Raw genomic sequence first — 14,691 nt, 5'->3', positions numbered from 1 at the left:
GCAATAGGGAACGGTGAAGTTGGAGAACGCCTGCTCATGGACACGGATTCTGAAACCAGCATTACCCTCACGCGGACGATCGACGTGCCGGCCGAAGAGCTGTTCGCCGCGTGGACCGACCCTGCCCTGCTTGAGCAGTGGCAAGCGGAAAAGGTGAGCTTCGAGCCGTTCGAGGGCGGCGCCTTCCGGTTCGAAACGGTGGATGCCGACGATCCCGAGGCGGTGCATGTGGTGAGTGGAACAGTGCTCGTCTACGAGCCCGAATCCAAGCTCGTCGAACGCTGGCACTACCAGGGCGAGAACGAAGACATCGAGCAGTCGGTGCTGACTGTTGTTTTCAAGGATATTGGCGAAGGCCGGACCGAGATCACGCTCACCGAAGAGGCCGAGGCGCACAAGGATGCGGAGTCCCGGATATTTTCCATCGAAGCCTGGGATGCGGCTATCGGCGAACTCGCCGAGCTCCTCGAGTAGCGGGCTATCCACAGTAAAGCGAGGGTCCGGCATCGTACCCGCTTGCCTTTGAACGGCGCTTATATAAAGCGCTTCTTATGGATATTTTTGCCGTTATTGCCGATCCGACCCGTCGTGCAATGCTCGACATGATGCGTCAGGGGGAGTACCCGGCGGGCGCCTTTGTTGCCGCGTTTCCGAATGTGAGCCAGCCCGCGATTTCGCAGCACCTCAAGGTGCTCCGCGATGCCGGGCTCGTAGCGGTGCGCGCGGACAAACAGAGGCGGTTCTATACGCTTAAAGCCGAGGGACTTGCCTCCGTCGTCGACTGGGTGCTGCGCTATCGGCCCAGCCCTCCTGCGCTCCCTGAAGCCGCCAAGCCGCCTGACGAACGACCCGTGCCGAAGGCACCCAGAGCCAAACCCAAACCAGAGGCCGAGCGCACGCTCGACCTCTTCGGCTAGGTCCCCTACCCGAAGATTTTTGCGTAGAGGGCTTCGGCCATCTGTTCGGGGGTTTCATCGGCACCCTTGAGGGTGATGTCGGCGCGTTCGGGGGCTTCGAAGGGGCTGTCGATGCCGGTGAAGTTCTTGATCTCGCCGCTCCTCGCCCGGGCGTAGAGCCCCTTGGGGTCGCGCTGTTCGCAGACCGCCAGCGGGGTGTCGACATAGGCCTCGATGAAATCGATGTCGCCTGCAATCTCGCGCGCCATGCGGCGTTCGTTCTTGAACGGCGAGATGAACGAGACCAAAACGATCAGGCCGGCATCGGCCATCAGCCGCGCCACCTCGGCGACCCGGCGGATATTCTCCACCCGCGCCGCGTCGGTGAAACCCAGATCCTTGTTGAGACCGTGCCGGACGTTATCGCCGTCGAGGATATAAGCGTGCTTGCCCTCGGCGGTGATGCGTTTTTCAAGAAGGTTGGCGACGGTCGACTTGCCCGAGCCCGAGAGCCCGGTGAACCATACAATGCGCGGGGTCTGCCCCTTCATCTGCGCGCGGACGTCGCGATTGACGTCGAAGGCCTGGTAGGAAAGGTTGTGCGCCCGGCGCAGCCCGAAGGCGATGGTGCCGGCACCAAGCGTAGTATTGGAGATCCGGTCGATGAGGATGAAGCCACCGGTCGCGCCGTTCTCACCATAGGGATCGAAGGCGACGGGGCGGTCGGTAGCCAGTGTCACGGTGCCGACCGCGTTGAGCTCGAGGCTCTTGGCGGCACTCTTTTCGAGCGTGTTGACGTTGGTGCGGTGCTTGAGGTCGGTGATCGTCGCGGGCACCAGCTGGCTACCCAGCTTCAAGAGATAGGAGCGCCCGGGATAGGCTGGCTCCTCTGCCATCCATACAAGCTCGGCCTGGAACTGGTTGGAATAGTCCGGCGTCTCGCCCGGATGACTCAAGACGTCGCCACGCGAGATGTCGATCTCGCGGTCGAGCACCAGGGTCACCGCCTGCCCGGCGATGGCACGGTCAAGCTTGCCGTCCATTGTGACGATCTCTTTGACCTTGGCGGGCTTTTTCGACGCGGCAACCAGCACGTCGTCGCCGACTTTGACCGTACCCGCGGCCACCGTGCCCGAAAAGCCGCGGAAATCGAGATCGGGGCGGTTGACCCACTGCACGGGGAAACGGAACGGAGCTTCGCTCCGGTCTTTATCGACCTGGATCGCCTCAAGATAAGGCAGCAGCGGGGTATCGGCGTACCATGGTGTGCGTGGCGAATTGGCGACGATGTTGTCGCCCTTGAGCGCCGACACCGGGATCGCCTTGAAGCTCTCGAAGCCGAGGTCCCGGGCGAATTGCCTGTATTCGGCCTCAATGGCTTCGAAGGTGGCCTTGTCGTAGCCGACGAGGTCGATCTTGTTGACCACCAGCACTACGTGCTTAACCCCGATGAGCGAGAGGATGAAGCTGTGGCGTTTGGTCTGGGTGAGGATGCCCTTGCGCGCGTCGATCAGCAGCAGCGCCAGGTCGGCGTTGGAGGCGCCGGTGGCCATGTTGCGGGTGTACTGTTCGTGGCCGGGGGTGTCGGCGACGATGAACTTGCGCTTGTCGGTGGAAAAGAAGCGGTAGGCGACGTCGATGGTGATGCCCTGCTCACGCTCGGCCACGAGCCCATCCACGAGCAGCGAGAAGTCGATGCCCTCGTCGCCGACGTGGCGGTTGTGGCTTTCCTTCTTCAAACTCGCGAGTTGGTCGTCGAGAATGAGCTGGCTGTCGTAGAGCAGCCGACCAATGAGCGTCGATTTGCCGTCGTCGACACTGCCGCAGGTTAGAAAGCGCAGTAGAGATTTCTCGGTCTGCTGGGCCAGCCAGAGTTCGATATCGGTGTCGGCGGTCGCCTGGGGGGCCAACTGGGTCATCAGAAGTACCCTTCCTGTTTCTTCTTTTCCATCGAGCCGACCTGGTCGCTGTCGATCAGCCGCCCTTCGCGTTCGGAGGTACGCGAGGCCTGCATTTCCATGATGATCTCGGGCAGCGTCGCCGCCTGAGAGGGAATGGCGCCGGTCAAAGGATAGCAACCCAGCGTCCTGAAGCGCACCACCTCCTCGCGCGGGGTTTCCCCGTCGGCGAGGCGGAAGCGGTCGTCGTCGACCATGATCAGCGTGCCCGAACGCTCGACCACCGGGCGCGGACGCGCAAAGTAGAGCGGCACGATGGGGATATCCTCGGCGTAGATATAGGTCCAGATGTCGAGCTCGGTCCAGTTCGAGAGCGGGAACACGCGCATCGACTCGCCAGGGTTGAGCCGGGTGTTGTAGACACGCCAGAGCTCGGGGCGCTGGTTCTTGGGGTCCCAGGCGAAATTGGCGTTGCGGTGCGAGAACACACGCTCCTTGGCGCGCGACTTCTCCTCGTCGCGCCGCGCCCCGCCGATGGCCGCGTCGTACTGTCCTGCCGCCAGCGCCTGACGCAGCGCCTGCGTCTTCATGATGTCGGTATAGCGTGCCGAGCCGTGGTCGAACGGGTTGATGTTGTTGGCCACCCCTTCGGCATTTGTGTGCACGCGCAACTCGAACCCATACTCCTCCGCCATCCGGTCGCGGAAGGCGATCATTTCGCGAAACTTCCAGGTCGTGTCGATGTGCAGTAGCGGAAACGGAATGCGCGAAGGATAAAACGCCTTGCGCGCCAAATGCAGCAGAACGCTCGAATCCTTGCCGATCGAATACATCATCACAGGCCGCTCGAAACTCGCAGCAACCTCACGGAATATCTCTATGCTCTCGGATTCGAGGCGCTGAAGGTGCGAAAGACGCGGAGGAACTGGGGCTGACATTGCATGTCCTGGTTAGAAGCATCGCTGAGCAAAGGGAGATACGCCCCCAATCCTCAGCAAACAAGGAGGTTTTGGCATGACGCCCCCTCCGACAACGACGCGATTTCGCCGAGCGGAAAAGGCCAGTCAACCTATTCCGCACGATCCGGTTTCCGCGCCAAGCGGTACGGCGCGCCCGCACTCGGGGAGAAAAGTTTTTCAAGCCTTAGGAGACCCCTGTCACAGGCTCCGCAATGGGCGCGCCGCCTCAACCTTGAGCATTGGGTTCTGTGCTTTTTGCCGAATGCGGCACGGCGTTGCGCCATTCGCCCGGGAGAGGAAATGCCTTGGCGTATGAACCGGTTATGGCTTGCCGCCCGGTTGGGCCGACACTACTCTCTGGCAACCACGAACACGAAACATCATAGTCCCGCCATGAACCGATATTCCGACATCACCGCTGCTATCGGCAATACGCCGTTGATCCGGCTCAACAAAGCTTCCGATGCAACGGGATGCGAGATCTGGGGCAAGGCCGAATTCCTCAACCCCGGACAGTCGGTCAAAGACCGGGCCGCGCTTTATATCATCCGCGACGCGATCGCGCGTGGGGCGCTCGGGCCGGGCGGCACCATCGTCGAGGGTACGGCGGGCAACACCGGGATCGGGCTGGCGCTTGTTGGCAATGCCCTGGGGTTCAAAACCGTTATCGTCATCCCCGAGACGCAGAGTCAGGAAAAAAAGGACGCGATCAGGCTCGCCGGAGCGGAACTGATCGAGGTGCCCGCCAAGCCGTACCGGAACCCCAACAATTACGTGAAGGTTTCCGGCAGGCTTGCAGAGAAGCTCGCAGGCGAATTACCCGGAGGCGCCGTGTGGGCCAACCAGTTCGACAATGTCGTCAACCGGCAGGCGCACGTCGAAACGACGGGTCCGGAAATTTTCGAGCAGACCGGCGGCAAGGTCGACGGGTTCATCTGTGCTGTGGGCTCGGGTGGAACGCTCGGCGGTGTGGCGATCGCGCTCAAAGAGCGGAACAAGAATATCCAGATCGGGATCGCCGATCCCGAGGGCGCCGCGCTCTACAGCTATTATACGACGGGCGAGCTCAAATCCTCCGGCTCATCGATTACCGAAGGCATCGGACAGGGCCGGATCACAGCCAATCTCACCGATCTCGAGGTGGATCAGGCCCATCAGATTTCCGACAAAGAGGCCCTGCCCTACATCTTCGACCTGATCGAAGAAGAAGGGTTGTGCCTGGGCGGTTCATCGGCCATCAATATCGCGGGCGCCGTCCGAATGGCGCGGGAGATGGGACCAGGCAAGACGATCGTCACCATGTTGTGCGATTATGGCAACCGCTATCAGTCCAAGCTCTTCAATCCCGGCTTCCTGCGCGGCAAGGACCTGCCGGTGCCCGAATGGCTCGAGGCGGCTCCGAGCGTCGATGTCGGCGCGGTCATGGAGCGCGAAGAATAAGATCGGGTAGTCGTGGATCTAGGACGCGCGTTTCTCGATAATTTCAGCTTCATTGCGACGCTGTATATCGCCAATTACGGCCTCGCCCTGATCTGCGCCGTGCGCGAAATCATGAATTCGCGTACATCTCAGGGGACGATCGCGTGGCTGTTGTCGCTGGCCCTGCTGCCTTTCCCGACAACGTTCGTCTACCTGGTCTTCGGCTGGAAACTTTTCGACGATTATGCGGAAACCCAGACGCATTCGGGCCGCGGGTGGCGGCCGGCGCGCTCGCAGGAATTGCGCATCGTCGACAGGAGTACGGGTAGCGACTGGCCGGTCCTCACCAACGTGGCCGAGCTTCCGTTTCTGTTCGGCAATGCAGCGAACCTGCTCGTTGACGGAGACGAAACCTTCGCGTCGATTTTCGACGGGATAGCGCGCGCCGAGACCTACATTCTCGTGCAGTTCTATATTATCCGCGACGACAGTCTTGGGCAGCGGTTCGCCGACGCGCTGATCGCGCGCGCCGAGGCGGGCGTCAAGGTGTACGTGCTTTACGACGACGCGGGAAGCTATCAGCTTCCCGCGCGCTACAAGCAAAGGCTTCGCGATGCCGGGATTGCCGTCTTTTCGTTCAATCACCGGCATCCGTTCCTTCGGTTCTACGGCCCCGCCCGGATCAACTACCGTAATCATCGCAAGTGCGTCGTTGTCGACGGCAAGGAAGCCTGGATCGGCGGGCACAATGTCGGCAACGAATATCTCGGCCTCGACCCCAGGTTCGGGCGCTGGCGGGATACGCATGTGCATGTCTCGGGGCCGGCAGCGCTCGCGTGCGCACTCGTATTCATGGAGGATTGGCACTGGGCGACTGGGTCGGAGCTGCCGCTGCAGTTCCCCAAAGAAATTCCGACGCCGGGGGACGAGCCGATTCTCGTAATGCCGACGGGTCCGGCCGACACACTCGAGGACTGTTCGATCGCGTTCTCCGAAGTGCTGTCCCGGGCGCGCAAGCGGCTATGGATCGTAAGCCCCTATTTCGTGCCGGGGATCGAAATGCAGACCGCGCTTTTCGCCGCTGCGATGCGCGGGGTCGAGGTGCGCATTCTGCTCCCGGAGAAGGCGGATCATCTGCTCGTGTGGCTGGCGAGCTATTCGCATGCCGATCAGATGGTCGCGCACGGGATCAAGGTCTATAGATATGCGGGTGGATTCCTGCATCAGAAGGTCATTCTGTGCGACGATGAGATTGCCGGCGTCGGGACCGTGAACTTCGACTACCGTTCGTTCAATATCAATTTCGAAGTCACACTCTGGTTCACCGGACAGGACATGGTCCGAAGCGTCGAACAGATGCTGGAGACGGACTTTGAAGAGTCCGTTCTTACGACCGAGCAGCATCTGCGGCAGCGCAATTTCTTTTTCCGACTGGCGTGCCAGGGCGCGCGGCTACTATCTCCAATTCTTTGAGCGAGGCTGGCCATGACCGAGTTCCTCTTTCGAGACGATCCGTACGCGCGCGAGGCCCCCGCTCGGGTCGTTTCGGCGACGCCAGAAAATGGAGTGGTTCTCGACCGCACCGTTTTCTACGCGACCTCGGGTGGCCAGCCGGGCGACACCGGAACGATGAGGTTGCCGGACGGCTCCACCCTTGCGATCTCCGGGACGATCCACCCGGACGGCGACAAGACACAGATCGCGCATCTGGCCGACGGCGTCCTGCCACGGCAGGGCGACGCTGTCGTGCTGGCGCTCGACTGGGAGCGACGGTACAGGCTCATGCGGATGCATTCGGCATTGCATCTGCTTTCGGTGGCGTTCCCGTTTCCTGTCACCGGTGGGTCGGTGGGCACCGACAAGGGGCGGCTCGATTTCGACATGCCCGAGGTGCCCGAGGACCTCAAAGCGCTCGAAGCTCAGCTCAACACTTGGATAAAAGAGGATTATCCGATCGCGGCGGAGTGGATCACGGACGCGCAGCTTGCGGCCAATCCGGGGATGGTCAAGACGATGAAAGTCAAGCCTCCTGCAGGTCAGGGACGTGTGCGGCTCATTCGAATCGGAACACCCGACGAGACAATCGACCTGCAACCCTGCGGCGGGACACATGTGGCGTCGACCGCAGAAATCGGCCCGGTCACGATCGGCAAAGTGGAAAAGAAGGGCAAGCAGAACCGGCGCGTCAGCTTGCTGTTTGCCTAGACGCCGCGACTATCCTCCGGCGTCTCGGCGCGCTCGAACATGCCGTAGTCGCGTACGACGTGAGCGATGCGTAACCGGTAACCGGCGAAGATACCACCCCGCCCTGCCCGCTGGGCCGTGCGGTGCTCAGGCATATTGCGCCAGGCCGCGACCGCCTCTTCGTCGCGCCAAAAAGACAGCGAAAGGATGCGGGTGGGATCGGCGAGACTCTGGAACCGCTCGATCGAGAGAAAACCATCGATGCCGTCGAGCAGCGGCCTCAGATCGGCGGCGATGTCCAGATAGTCGTTAAGGCGGTCGTGGGCCGGCTGAACCTCAAAAATGACTGCGATCATTGTGCGTCACTCCCGGCATCGTATCTGTCGTGGCATGCCTGCATTGTTCGTTCTCCATAAAAATAACTGAGCCAGACTTGGGCTAGGATCGCCAATACGGCCTTGCGCGCTCGCATACGATGTCGCGCGAAAGGCCGATATCGGCGAGCAACTGATCGCTGAGTTCGGAGAGACGGCGACGTTGCCGACGGCGGGCACATGCCCAGGCAATGCCGCTCAGAGTGGCGCGGACCGAGCGCCAACGAGCCGTGCGTGCCGGCAAGGGGAATACCAGCGTCGTTTTTATTATCTTGGCCATCGGTTTGCTCCTTGTCGTTGTAACAAGATTAGCAATTGGATGGCGCAAATAGTTTGGATACGGTCGAACCATGAAAGCAGGTACGGACCTTTCGCAGATCGGCAGTCTCGTCGGCGACCCGGCTCGGGCGAACATGCTCGCTGCGCTCATGAACGGCGGTGCGCTGACGGCCAGCGAATTGGCGCTCGAAGCCGGCGTTACGCTGCCGACGGCGAGTGCGCATCTCGCCAAGCTCACCGATGGCGGGCTTATGCGCTTAACGCGGCAAGGCCGGAACCGATACTATGCCCTGACGGATCATCAGGTTGCCGAAATGCTCGAAACGATCATGGGTGTCGCCGCGGTCCTGGGGCCGAAAAAGGTTCTGCCCGGTCCACGGGACACGGCGATGCGCGAGGCGCGCGTATGTTACGATCACCTCGCGGGCGAGGCGGGTGTCTCGATGTTCGAAGCATTCGTTGTCCGGGGCTTTCTCCGGGTCGACGGGGATGTGCCGGACATAACGCTAGCAGGCGCCGAGTTCTTTGCGGCATTCGGGGTCGACCTCGCCGCTCTCCGTAAAAAGCGGCGGCCGGTGTGCCGGACGTGCCTGGACTGGAGTGTGCGTCGCGCGCACCTCGCCGGCGGCCTCGGGGCTGCAATGCTCGAGGGGTTGATTGCGAAGGCATGGGTCCGGCGCGACAAAGCAAGCCGGATCGTCCGGTTTACGCCGCAAGGCCGCATGGCCTTCAACGCCATGCTGCGGCATAAGGGTGAAGCGCCGGTTGTTTCCGGCACCGAACAGGGGCCCTGAAAGGACAGCTAGTTGAACGGCGGAGCGAACATCAATCCGCCATTGATCCATAGCGCGTTCTGCCCCCTGAGGAGGGGCGTGCCCGTATCGGGGCCAAAGTGGCGCGCATAGACTTCGCCATAGTTACCGACGCCGCTGACGACATCCCGCATCCAGGTTTGCGACAGCCCCAGTGGCGTTCCGAAATCACCTTCGAGACCGAGCAGTGAGCGGATCGCGGGCGCGCGCGCCGAAAGCATGGACTCGACATTGACGGATGTGACGCCCAGTTCCTCGGCATTGATCATCGCAAGGACCACCCAGCGCACGATCGTGAACCATTGCGTGTCGCCCGAGCGCACCACCGGGCCGTAAGGCTCTTTGCTCAGGCGTTCGGGCAGAATGCGGTGGGTGCCGGGTTCGGGCAGCGTGCGCCTGACGCCGTGCAACCAGCTTGCAGACGCGGAGATCGCGTCGCACTGGCCTGAGCGGTATGCAACGGCGAGATCTTCGCGGTCCTCATAGAGCACCTCATCGAAACTGCCCTGAATATCGAAAAAGAACTCGTTGACCCGCGCAAGCGCCTCCCCGCCCGAGGCGACGCAGACGGTAACGTCGTCGAGCTCATAGGCCGAGACCACGCCAAGGCTATCGGGCACCATGAAGGCCTGGCCATCATAGAAGGACGTCGCGGCATAGCTCGCGCCGTAGGCCGTATCGCGCATCATCGTCCAGGGAGCATTCCGCGCGAGGAGATCCACCTCGCCAAGCGCAAGATGGGCGAAGCGGCTGGTGCCCGAAAGCGGACGGAATTCGACCCGCGAGGGATCGCCGAAAACCGCCGCGGCGACCCCGCGGCATATGTCGACGTCAAAGCCAGACCAAAGTCCTTCGGAACTCACCTGAGCGAATCCGGCCATGGGCTGGGATGTCGCGCAGATGACATAACCCCGCGCGCGTACGGTTTCGAGCGTCGATATCGTAAACGGCGTGCTGGCGGCGGGCACACCCTCGCCGTCGCCACTCTCCTGCGCACCGGCTGGAAGGCCAGCGGCCGCGAAGGCACATAACATGACAAGGGTTCCGGCCCGGGCCAGACGACGCATACTCAACCACAGCACTTGCAAGACGATTCCGGCCCCGGGGGCACCCCTCCCTCTCTCGACGCCATATTCGCACGACCCGTTCGAGGGTCAAGCCGGACGAAACCTTTCCAACAAGACAGAGGCGGCGGGCATGGTCATACGCCGCCGCCTCGACACTTTTGTGGCACCCAGCTTTTAATGGAGTATCTGGCTCAGGAACAGCTTGGTCCGCTCGTGCTGCGGGTTCGAGAAAAACTCTTCCGGTTCGTTCTCCTCGATAATCTGTCCCTGATCCATGAAGATCACCCGGTTGGCCACCTGGCGCGCGAAGCCCATTTCGTGGGTTACGCACAGCATGGTCATACCGTCCTCGGCGAGTTGCACCATGACGTCGAGCACTTCCTTGATCATTTCCGGATCGAGCGCCGAAGTCGGCTCGTCGAACAGCATGATCTTGGGGTTCATGCACAGCGAGCGCGCAATGGCGACGCGCTGCTGCTGGCCACCAGACAACTGACCGGGGAACTTGCTGGCCTGCTCGGGAATTTTGACGCGCTCGAGATATTTCATCGCCATTTCTTCGGCTTCGACCTTTGGCGTGCCGCGCACCCAGATCGGCGCCAATGTCAGATTCTGCAAGACCGTAAGGTGCGGGAACAGGTTAAAGTGCTGGAACACCATCCCTACTTCCCGCCGGACCTCGTCGACACGACGCAAATCGTCGGTCAGTTCGATATCGTCGACGATGATGTCGCCGTCCTGATGCTCCTCGAGCCGGTTGATGCAGCGGATCAGTGTTGATTTTCCGGACCCCGAGGGGCCGGCAATCACGATGCGCTCGCCACGCATGACCTTGAGATTGATGTCGCGCAGGACATGAAAATCGCCGTACCACTTGTTCATTTTGTTGATTTCAACGGCGACGTCCGTGTCGGACACGGTCATCTTGGTGCGATCGGCGTGCGGAACCGTTTCCATATCGGTTGACATGATCAATTACCTCTTATGTCCGGTGTGCAGCCGGTTTTCCATATAGATTGAATAGCGGGACATGCCGAAGCAGAACACCCAGAAGATAAAGCCGGCAAAGACGTAGCCGGTTACAGCCATTGTCGGCGAAATCCAGTTCGGATCGGCACCGGCCGAACGGACGGCGCGCAAGAGCTCGAATATACCGATAATCGAGACGAGCGAGGTGTCCTTAAACAGGGCTATGAAGGTATTCACGATGCCTGGAATGACGTGCTTGAGCGCCTGTGGCAAGATGATGAAGACCATCGTCTTAACTTTGCTCAAACCCAGAGCGTTAGCGGCTTCGTACTGCCCGCGCGGTATGGCCTGCAAGCCTCCACGGACCACCTCGGCCATATAGGCCGACTCAAAGAAAATGATGCCGATAATGGCCCTGAGCAGCGTGTCCGGGTCGATTCCTCGCGGCATAAACAGCGGGAACATCACCGAGGCCATGAACAACACCGTGATCAACGGGACGGCGCGCCAAAGCTCAATAAAGGCCACGCTGAACAACTTCACCGCGGGCAGTTTCGACTGCCGCCCGAGGGCAAGCAGAATGCCGATGGGCAATGAGGCGATGATGCCGACGAACGCGATAATGAGTGTCAGTGTTAACCCGCCCCATTCCGCGGATGGGACAACGCTTAGGCCGAAGACGCCGCCGGTCATCAGGAAATAGCTCACGACCGGGTAGACAAGGAAGAACAAGAGCGCTGCAGTACGGGTAAATGGGGCCTTTGGGACCAACAGCGGGATCAGAAGGATGACGCCCAAAACGAACATCAAATTGACCCGCCAGATCTGATCGTCCGGGTAAAATCCGTAAATGAAGAACTGGAAGCGGGCCTTCACAAAGATCCAGCATGCCCCGACGTCTTCGATCCGGCACGCGGCACCCCGCAATTGCTCGGGGTCGGTGAAGACGGCCCGGGCAATAAAGAAGTCGTAGAGCGGTGGCACGATCCAGGCGATGAAGGCAAAACCCAGAAGGGTCATGAGCGTATTGCCCGGCGAAGAGAACAGGTTGGCGCGAGCCCACGCCACGATCCCGGTCGTCTGCCCTGGAGGCGGCAGAGCCTCCTGCATCTCGCTGCGTACGAAATAAGATTGTGTCATCTTTGCCCCCTCACCGTTCCACGAGCCGGACGCGCGCGTTGTACCAGTTCATAAACAGCGAAGTGGCAAGCGAGAACGTCAGGTAGACAGCCATTGTCAGCGCCACGATTTCAATGGCACGCCCGCTCTGGTTAAGCGCGGTGCCCATGAAGACGTTGACAAGCTCGGGAAAGCCGATGGCCGCCCCGAGGGAGGAGTTCTTGGTCAGATTGAGATATTGGCTTGTGAGAGGCGGAACAATCACGCGCAGGGCCTGCGGAACGATGACCAGGCGCATGCGGTCCCCGTCCTTGAGCCCCAAAGCGGCCGCAGCCTCGACCTGCCCGTAGTTGACCGACTGAATGCCCGCGCGCACGATTTCGGCGATGAACGCGCCTGTATAGACGATGAGGCCGAAAGTTAGCGCGGCCAACTCGGGCGGGATGGTAAAGCCGCCGGCAAAATTGAAGCCGGCCAACGCGGGCACATCGACCTGAATGGGGGCCCCCGATACGAAATAGCCGACGATGCAGATGGCCGCGAATATGGCGAGCATGGGCACCCACACCGGGCGCCGCTCTCCGGTTTCCTCTATGCGCTTGAGAGTTCTTTTGCGCCAAAACGCAGCGGCAATGGCCGCCACGGCAACTGCCGCCACGACGATCAGAAACCGTGCGTCCGTCACAAGGGCCGGAGCGAAAATGCCGCGCTGGTTGAGGAAAATGTGGCCCGGCAAAGCGATCGATTGGCGGACCGCCGGCAGCGCATTGATAAGGAGGAAATACCAGAACAGCAATTGCAGCAGCAAAGGCACGTTGCGCACGATCTCGACATACAGCATCGCGAGCGTACGAATAATGAAATTCGGCGAGAGACGTGCGATGCCCATGACGAAGCCGAAAATCGTGGCGAACACGATCCCGACGGCTGCGACAAGAAGGGTATTGAGAATGCCGACAAGATAGACTTCGGCGTAGCTCGATGCCCGGTCATAGGGAATAAGCGAGAATTGGATCTGAAATCCGGATGGCTCACTCAGAAAGCCAAAATCGACGGTTTTGTTGAGCAGGCCCAGATTGTAGGCGGCGTTGGACTGGAGCCACCAGAACAACAAGACCACGCCACCTACGAGCAGTACCTGATAGACGATGCCCCGGAATGTCGGATTATAGATCAAAGACGTGCCGGCAGCGCTGCGGCCCGGCACACCCGATCGCGATTCTTTGACGTCTGTCATTATGCTGAATGCCTTGTCATGCCTTACCCCTGTTTGGGTCAAACGGTTACGCGGCACCAGGCCCGCGGGCGCGCCCGCGGAAAACATAAAGCCGTTCCGATCCATGAGCCCTGCATGGATGGCGCTTTCCTGTCGGCAGCGTGCCCTTCCCCAAAAGGCAAATACGAAAACTCCTGGCCGCGTGTGCGGCCAGGAGCGTCGAGTAGGCGGTTTTACCGGATCGGCATACCGTACTGGATGCCACCCTCGGTCCAAAGGTTATTGACGCCGCGGGGGATCGCGATGATCGTATCCATGCCGACGTGGCGATCATAGATTTCGCCATAGTTGCCGACATGCTTGACGATGCGGTAGCCCCAATCCGTCGAAAGGCCGATTGCGGTACCGAAATCGCCTTCAACACCGAGAAGACGGCGAATGGAAGGGTTCTCCGAGCCGAGCATGTCATCGACGTTTTCAGAAGTCACACCAAGCTCTTCGGCATTGAGAAGCGCGTAGTAGACCCACTTGGCGATGTTGAACCACTCGATATCATCCGAGCGCACGACCGGGCCGAGCGGTTCCTTCGAGATGATCTCGGGCAGAATCACATAGGCGTCCGGATCGGCGAAGCGGCTGCGTTCGGCGGCGAGCGCCGAGCTGTCAGTGGTGAAGACGTCACACCGGCCGTCGATGAAGGACTGAACCACTTCGTCCTGGTTGACGAACACAACCGCGTTGGAAAGGTCCATGCCGTTGGCGGCGAAATAGTCGGCGAGATTGAGTTCGGTGGTGGTACCGGACTCCACGCAAACTGCAGCGCCCGAGAGTTCGAGGGCAGACGTCACGCCCAGATCCTCGCGGACCATGAAGCCCTGACCGTCGTAAAACATGACACCAGCAAAGCTGAGGCCGAGATCGGTGTCGCGCGTCATCGTCCATGTGGTCGTGCGCGAGAGGACGTCGATGTTACCGTTGCCAAGGCTTTCGAAACGCGAAGCGGACGTCAGCGGCGTGTAGCGCACGGCATCGGGATCATCAAAGATCGCCGCGGCCATCGCGCGGCAATAGTCGACGTCGAGACCCGTCCAGTTGTTGTTTTCGTCGGGGAACGAGAAGCCTGGAACGCCTTCGGTCACACCGCACTGGAGATAGCCGCGCTCCGTGACCTCATCGAGCGTCTGGCCGAGGGCGACGGACGATGCCGTTGCCATCGCGGCTGCCACTGCGAAAGTGAACAGTTGCTTTTTCATAGGTTTGCCTTTGTTTCCTAACCCTTGAATTGTTTACGGCCGCAGGTCAAAGTCCTCCGGCCGCGTTTCCGCATTTTACGCGGACAACCACCAGCCCTATTGCCATCAGACTGCTGGTCGTTCAGCATCGAACCCCAGTTTAGGCATTGGCGTCAAGGCAAAAACGATACGAAAATAGTCACTTCCCCAGCGCCGCCTAATTTCGCAGCAATAGTGCTGACCTATTTTCTTTTCAGGTTAACATCT

The 14,691-nt window shown here is 60.6% G+C and carries 15 protein-coding genes; 6 read left to right on the top strand and 9 right to left on the bottom strand.

Annotated elements, in window-relative coordinates; genetic code table 11:
• Window positions 1-36: 36 nt before the first annotated feature.
• Complete coding sequence (locus LSG43_RS13385) at window positions 37-474, top strand: SRPBCC family protein (RefSeq protein ID WP_231805032.1); 438 nt, start codon at window positions 37-39, stop codon at window positions 472-474.
• Window positions 475-551: 77 nt separating this feature from the next.
• Entirely contained in the window at window positions 552-917 is a 366-nt protein-coding gene (locus tag LSG43_RS13380; protein WP_231805029.1) for an ArsR/SmtB family transcription factor, read from the top strand.
• A gap of 5 nt (window positions 918-922) precedes the next feature.
• On the opposite strand, the gene cysN is transcribed toward LSG43_RS13380, so the two are convergent.
• The gene (gene cysN, locus LSG43_RS13375; protein WP_231805026.1) at window positions 923-2,815 is read right to left on the bottom strand and encodes a sulfate adenylyltransferase subunit CysN; all 1,893 of its coding nucleotides are present in this window, start codon (window positions 2,813-2,815) and stop codon (window positions 923-925) included.
• Window positions 2,815-3,732: a sulfate adenylyltransferase subunit CysD gene (gene cysD / locus LSG43_RS13370; RefSeq protein ID WP_231805022.1), complete on the bottom strand. Its 918-nt coding sequence runs from the start codon at window positions 3,730-3,732 to the stop codon at window positions 2,815-2,817. Before cysD ends, cysN begins: the two co-directional genes overlap by 1 nt.
• Before the next feature lie 414 nt (window positions 3,733-4,146).
• Between cysD and LSG43_RS13365 the strand changes: the two genes are divergently transcribed.
• From LSG43_RS13365 to LSG43_RS13355, 3 genes are read left to right on the top strand one after another with little or no spacing between them, the layout of a single operon-like run.
• Complete coding sequence (locus LSG43_RS13365) at window positions 4,147-5,193, top strand: cysteine synthase A (protein WP_231805019.1); 1,047 nt, start codon at window positions 4,147-4,149, stop codon at window positions 5,191-5,193.
• 12 nt (window positions 5,194-5,205) lie between these two features.
• On the top strand, window positions 5,206-6,645 hold the full coding sequence (gene cls, locus LSG43_RS13360) for a cardiolipin synthase (RefSeq protein ID WP_231805016.1): 1,440 nt from the start codon (window positions 5,206-5,208) through the stop codon (window positions 6,643-6,645).
• Between the two features lie 12 nt (window positions 6,646-6,657).
• Window positions 6,658-7,377, top strand: a complete 720-nt coding sequence (locus tag LSG43_RS13355) for an alanyl-tRNA editing protein (protein ID WP_231805013.1) — start codon at window positions 6,658-6,660, stop codon at window positions 7,375-7,377.
• Here LSG43_RS13355 and LSG43_RS13350 read toward each other — a convergent pair.
• Complete coding sequence (locus LSG43_RS13350; protein ID WP_231805010.1) at window positions 7,374-7,712, bottom strand: antibiotic biosynthesis monooxygenase family protein; 339 nt, start codon at window positions 7,710-7,712, stop codon at window positions 7,374-7,376. The two genes, LSG43_RS13355 and LSG43_RS13350, sit on opposite strands and share 4 nt — an antisense overlap.
• Before the next feature lie 82 nt (window positions 7,713-7,794).
• Complete coding sequence (locus LSG43_RS13345) at window positions 7,795-8,010, bottom strand: YjiS-like domain-containing protein (protein WP_231805007.1); 216 nt, start codon at window positions 8,008-8,010, stop codon at window positions 7,795-7,797.
• A 70-nt stretch (window positions 8,011-8,080) separates the two neighbouring features.
• Between LSG43_RS13345 and LSG43_RS13340 the strand changes: the two genes are divergently transcribed.
• A complete protein-coding gene (locus LSG43_RS13340; RefSeq protein ID WP_231805004.1) occupies window positions 8,081-8,803 on the top strand; it encodes an ArsR/SmtB family transcription factor in 723 nt (240 codons plus the stop codon).
• A gap of 8 nt (window positions 8,804-8,811) precedes the next feature.
• Here LSG43_RS13340 and LSG43_RS13335 read toward each other — a convergent pair whose 3' ends face one another.
• From LSG43_RS13335 to LSG43_RS13315, 5 genes are all read right to left on the bottom strand, one after another.
• On the bottom strand, window positions 8,812-9,855 hold the full coding sequence (locus tag LSG43_RS13335) for an amino acid ABC transporter substrate-binding protein (protein ID WP_231805001.1): 1,044 nt from the start codon (window positions 9,853-9,855) through the stop codon (window positions 8,812-8,814).
• 207 nt (window positions 9,856-10,062) lie between these two features.
• Window positions 10,063-10,857 (bottom strand): amino acid ABC transporter ATP-binding protein, encoded by a 795-nt coding sequence (locus tag LSG43_RS13330; protein WP_304622654.1) that lies wholly within the window; start codon window positions 10,855-10,857, stop codon window positions 10,063-10,065.
• Between the two features lie 6 nt (window positions 10,858-10,863).
• Window positions 10,864-11,997, bottom strand: a complete 1,134-nt coding sequence (locus tag LSG43_RS13325) for an amino acid ABC transporter permease (protein ID WP_231804999.1) — start codon at window positions 11,995-11,997, stop codon at window positions 10,864-10,866.
• Between the two features lie 10 nt (window positions 11,998-12,007).
• Complete coding sequence (locus LSG43_RS13320) at window positions 12,008-13,213, bottom strand: amino acid ABC transporter permease (RefSeq protein ID WP_231804996.1); 1,206 nt, start codon at window positions 13,211-13,213, stop codon at window positions 12,008-12,010.
• 212 nt (window positions 13,214-13,425) lie between these two features.
• A complete protein-coding gene (locus tag LSG43_RS13315) occupies window positions 13,426-14,445 on the bottom strand; it encodes an amino acid ABC transporter substrate-binding protein (RefSeq protein WP_231804993.1) in 1,020 nt (339 codons plus the stop codon).
• Window positions 14,446-14,691 lie beyond the last annotated feature (246 nt).

The sequence above is a fragment of the Pelagibacterium xiamenense genome (assembly GCF_021166475.1).
In the GTDB taxonomy this organism is placed as follows: Bacteria; Pseudomonadota; Alphaproteobacteria; order Rhizobiales; family Devosiaceae; genus Pelagibacterium; species Pelagibacterium xiamenense.
The sequence above is the reverse complement of the archived record's forward strand: the minus strand, read 5'-3'. Positions and strand labels throughout refer to the sequence as shown.

Excerpts from the sequence above, each read along its gene's own strand:
- LSG43_RS13385 (WP_231805032.1), top strand. The coding sequence starts at position 37 with ATGGACACGGATTCTGAAACCAGCATTACCCTCACGCGGACGATCGAC.
- LSG43_RS13380 (WP_231805029.1), top strand. The coding sequence starts at position 552 with ATGGATATTTTTGCCGTTATTGCCGATCCGACCCGTCGTGCAATGCTC.
- cysN (WP_231805026.1), bottom strand. The coding sequence starts at position 2,815 with ATGACCCAGTTGGCCCCCCAGGCGACCGCCGACACCGATATCGAACTC.
- cysD (WP_231805022.1), bottom strand. The coding sequence starts at position 3,732 with ATGTCAGCCCCAGTTCCTCCGCGTCTTTCGCACCTTCAGCGCCTCGAA.
- LSG43_RS13365 (WP_231805019.1), top strand. The coding sequence starts at position 4,147 with ATGAACCGATATTCCGACATCACCGCTGCTATCGGCAATACGCCGTTG.
- LSG43_RS13355 (WP_231805013.1), top strand. The coding sequence starts at position 6,658 with ATGACCGAGTTCCTCTTTCGAGACGATCCGTACGCGCGCGAGGCCCCC.
- LSG43_RS13350 (WP_231805010.1), bottom strand. The coding sequence starts at position 7,712 with ATGATCGCAGTCATTTTTGAGGTTCAGCCGGCCCACGACCGCCTTAAC.
- LSG43_RS13345 (WP_231805007.1), bottom strand. The coding sequence starts at position 8,010 with ATGGCCAAGATAATAAAAACGACGCTGGTATTCCCCTTGCCGGCACGC.
- LSG43_RS13340 (WP_231805004.1), top strand. The coding sequence starts at position 8,081 with ATGAAAGCAGGTACGGACCTTTCGCAGATCGGCAGTCTCGTCGGCGAC.
- LSG43_RS13335 (WP_231805001.1), bottom strand. The coding sequence starts at position 9,855 with ATGTTATGTGCCTTCGCGGCCGCTGGCCTTCCAGCCGGTGCGCAGGAG.
- LSG43_RS13330 (WP_304622654.1), bottom strand. The coding sequence starts at position 10,857 with ATGTCAACCGATATGGAAACGGTTCCGCACGCCGATCGCACCAAGATG.
- LSG43_RS13325 (WP_231804999.1), bottom strand. The coding sequence starts at position 11,997 with ATGACACAATCTTATTTCGTACGCAGCGAGATGCAGGAGGCTCTGCCG.
- LSG43_RS13320 (WP_231804996.1), bottom strand. The coding sequence starts at position 13,213 with ATGACAGACGTCAAAGAATCGCGATCGGGTGTGCCGGGCCGCAGCGCT.
- LSG43_RS13315 (WP_231804993.1), bottom strand. The coding sequence starts at position 14,445 with ATGAAAAAGCAACTGTTCACTTTCGCAGTGGCAGCCGCGATGGCAACG.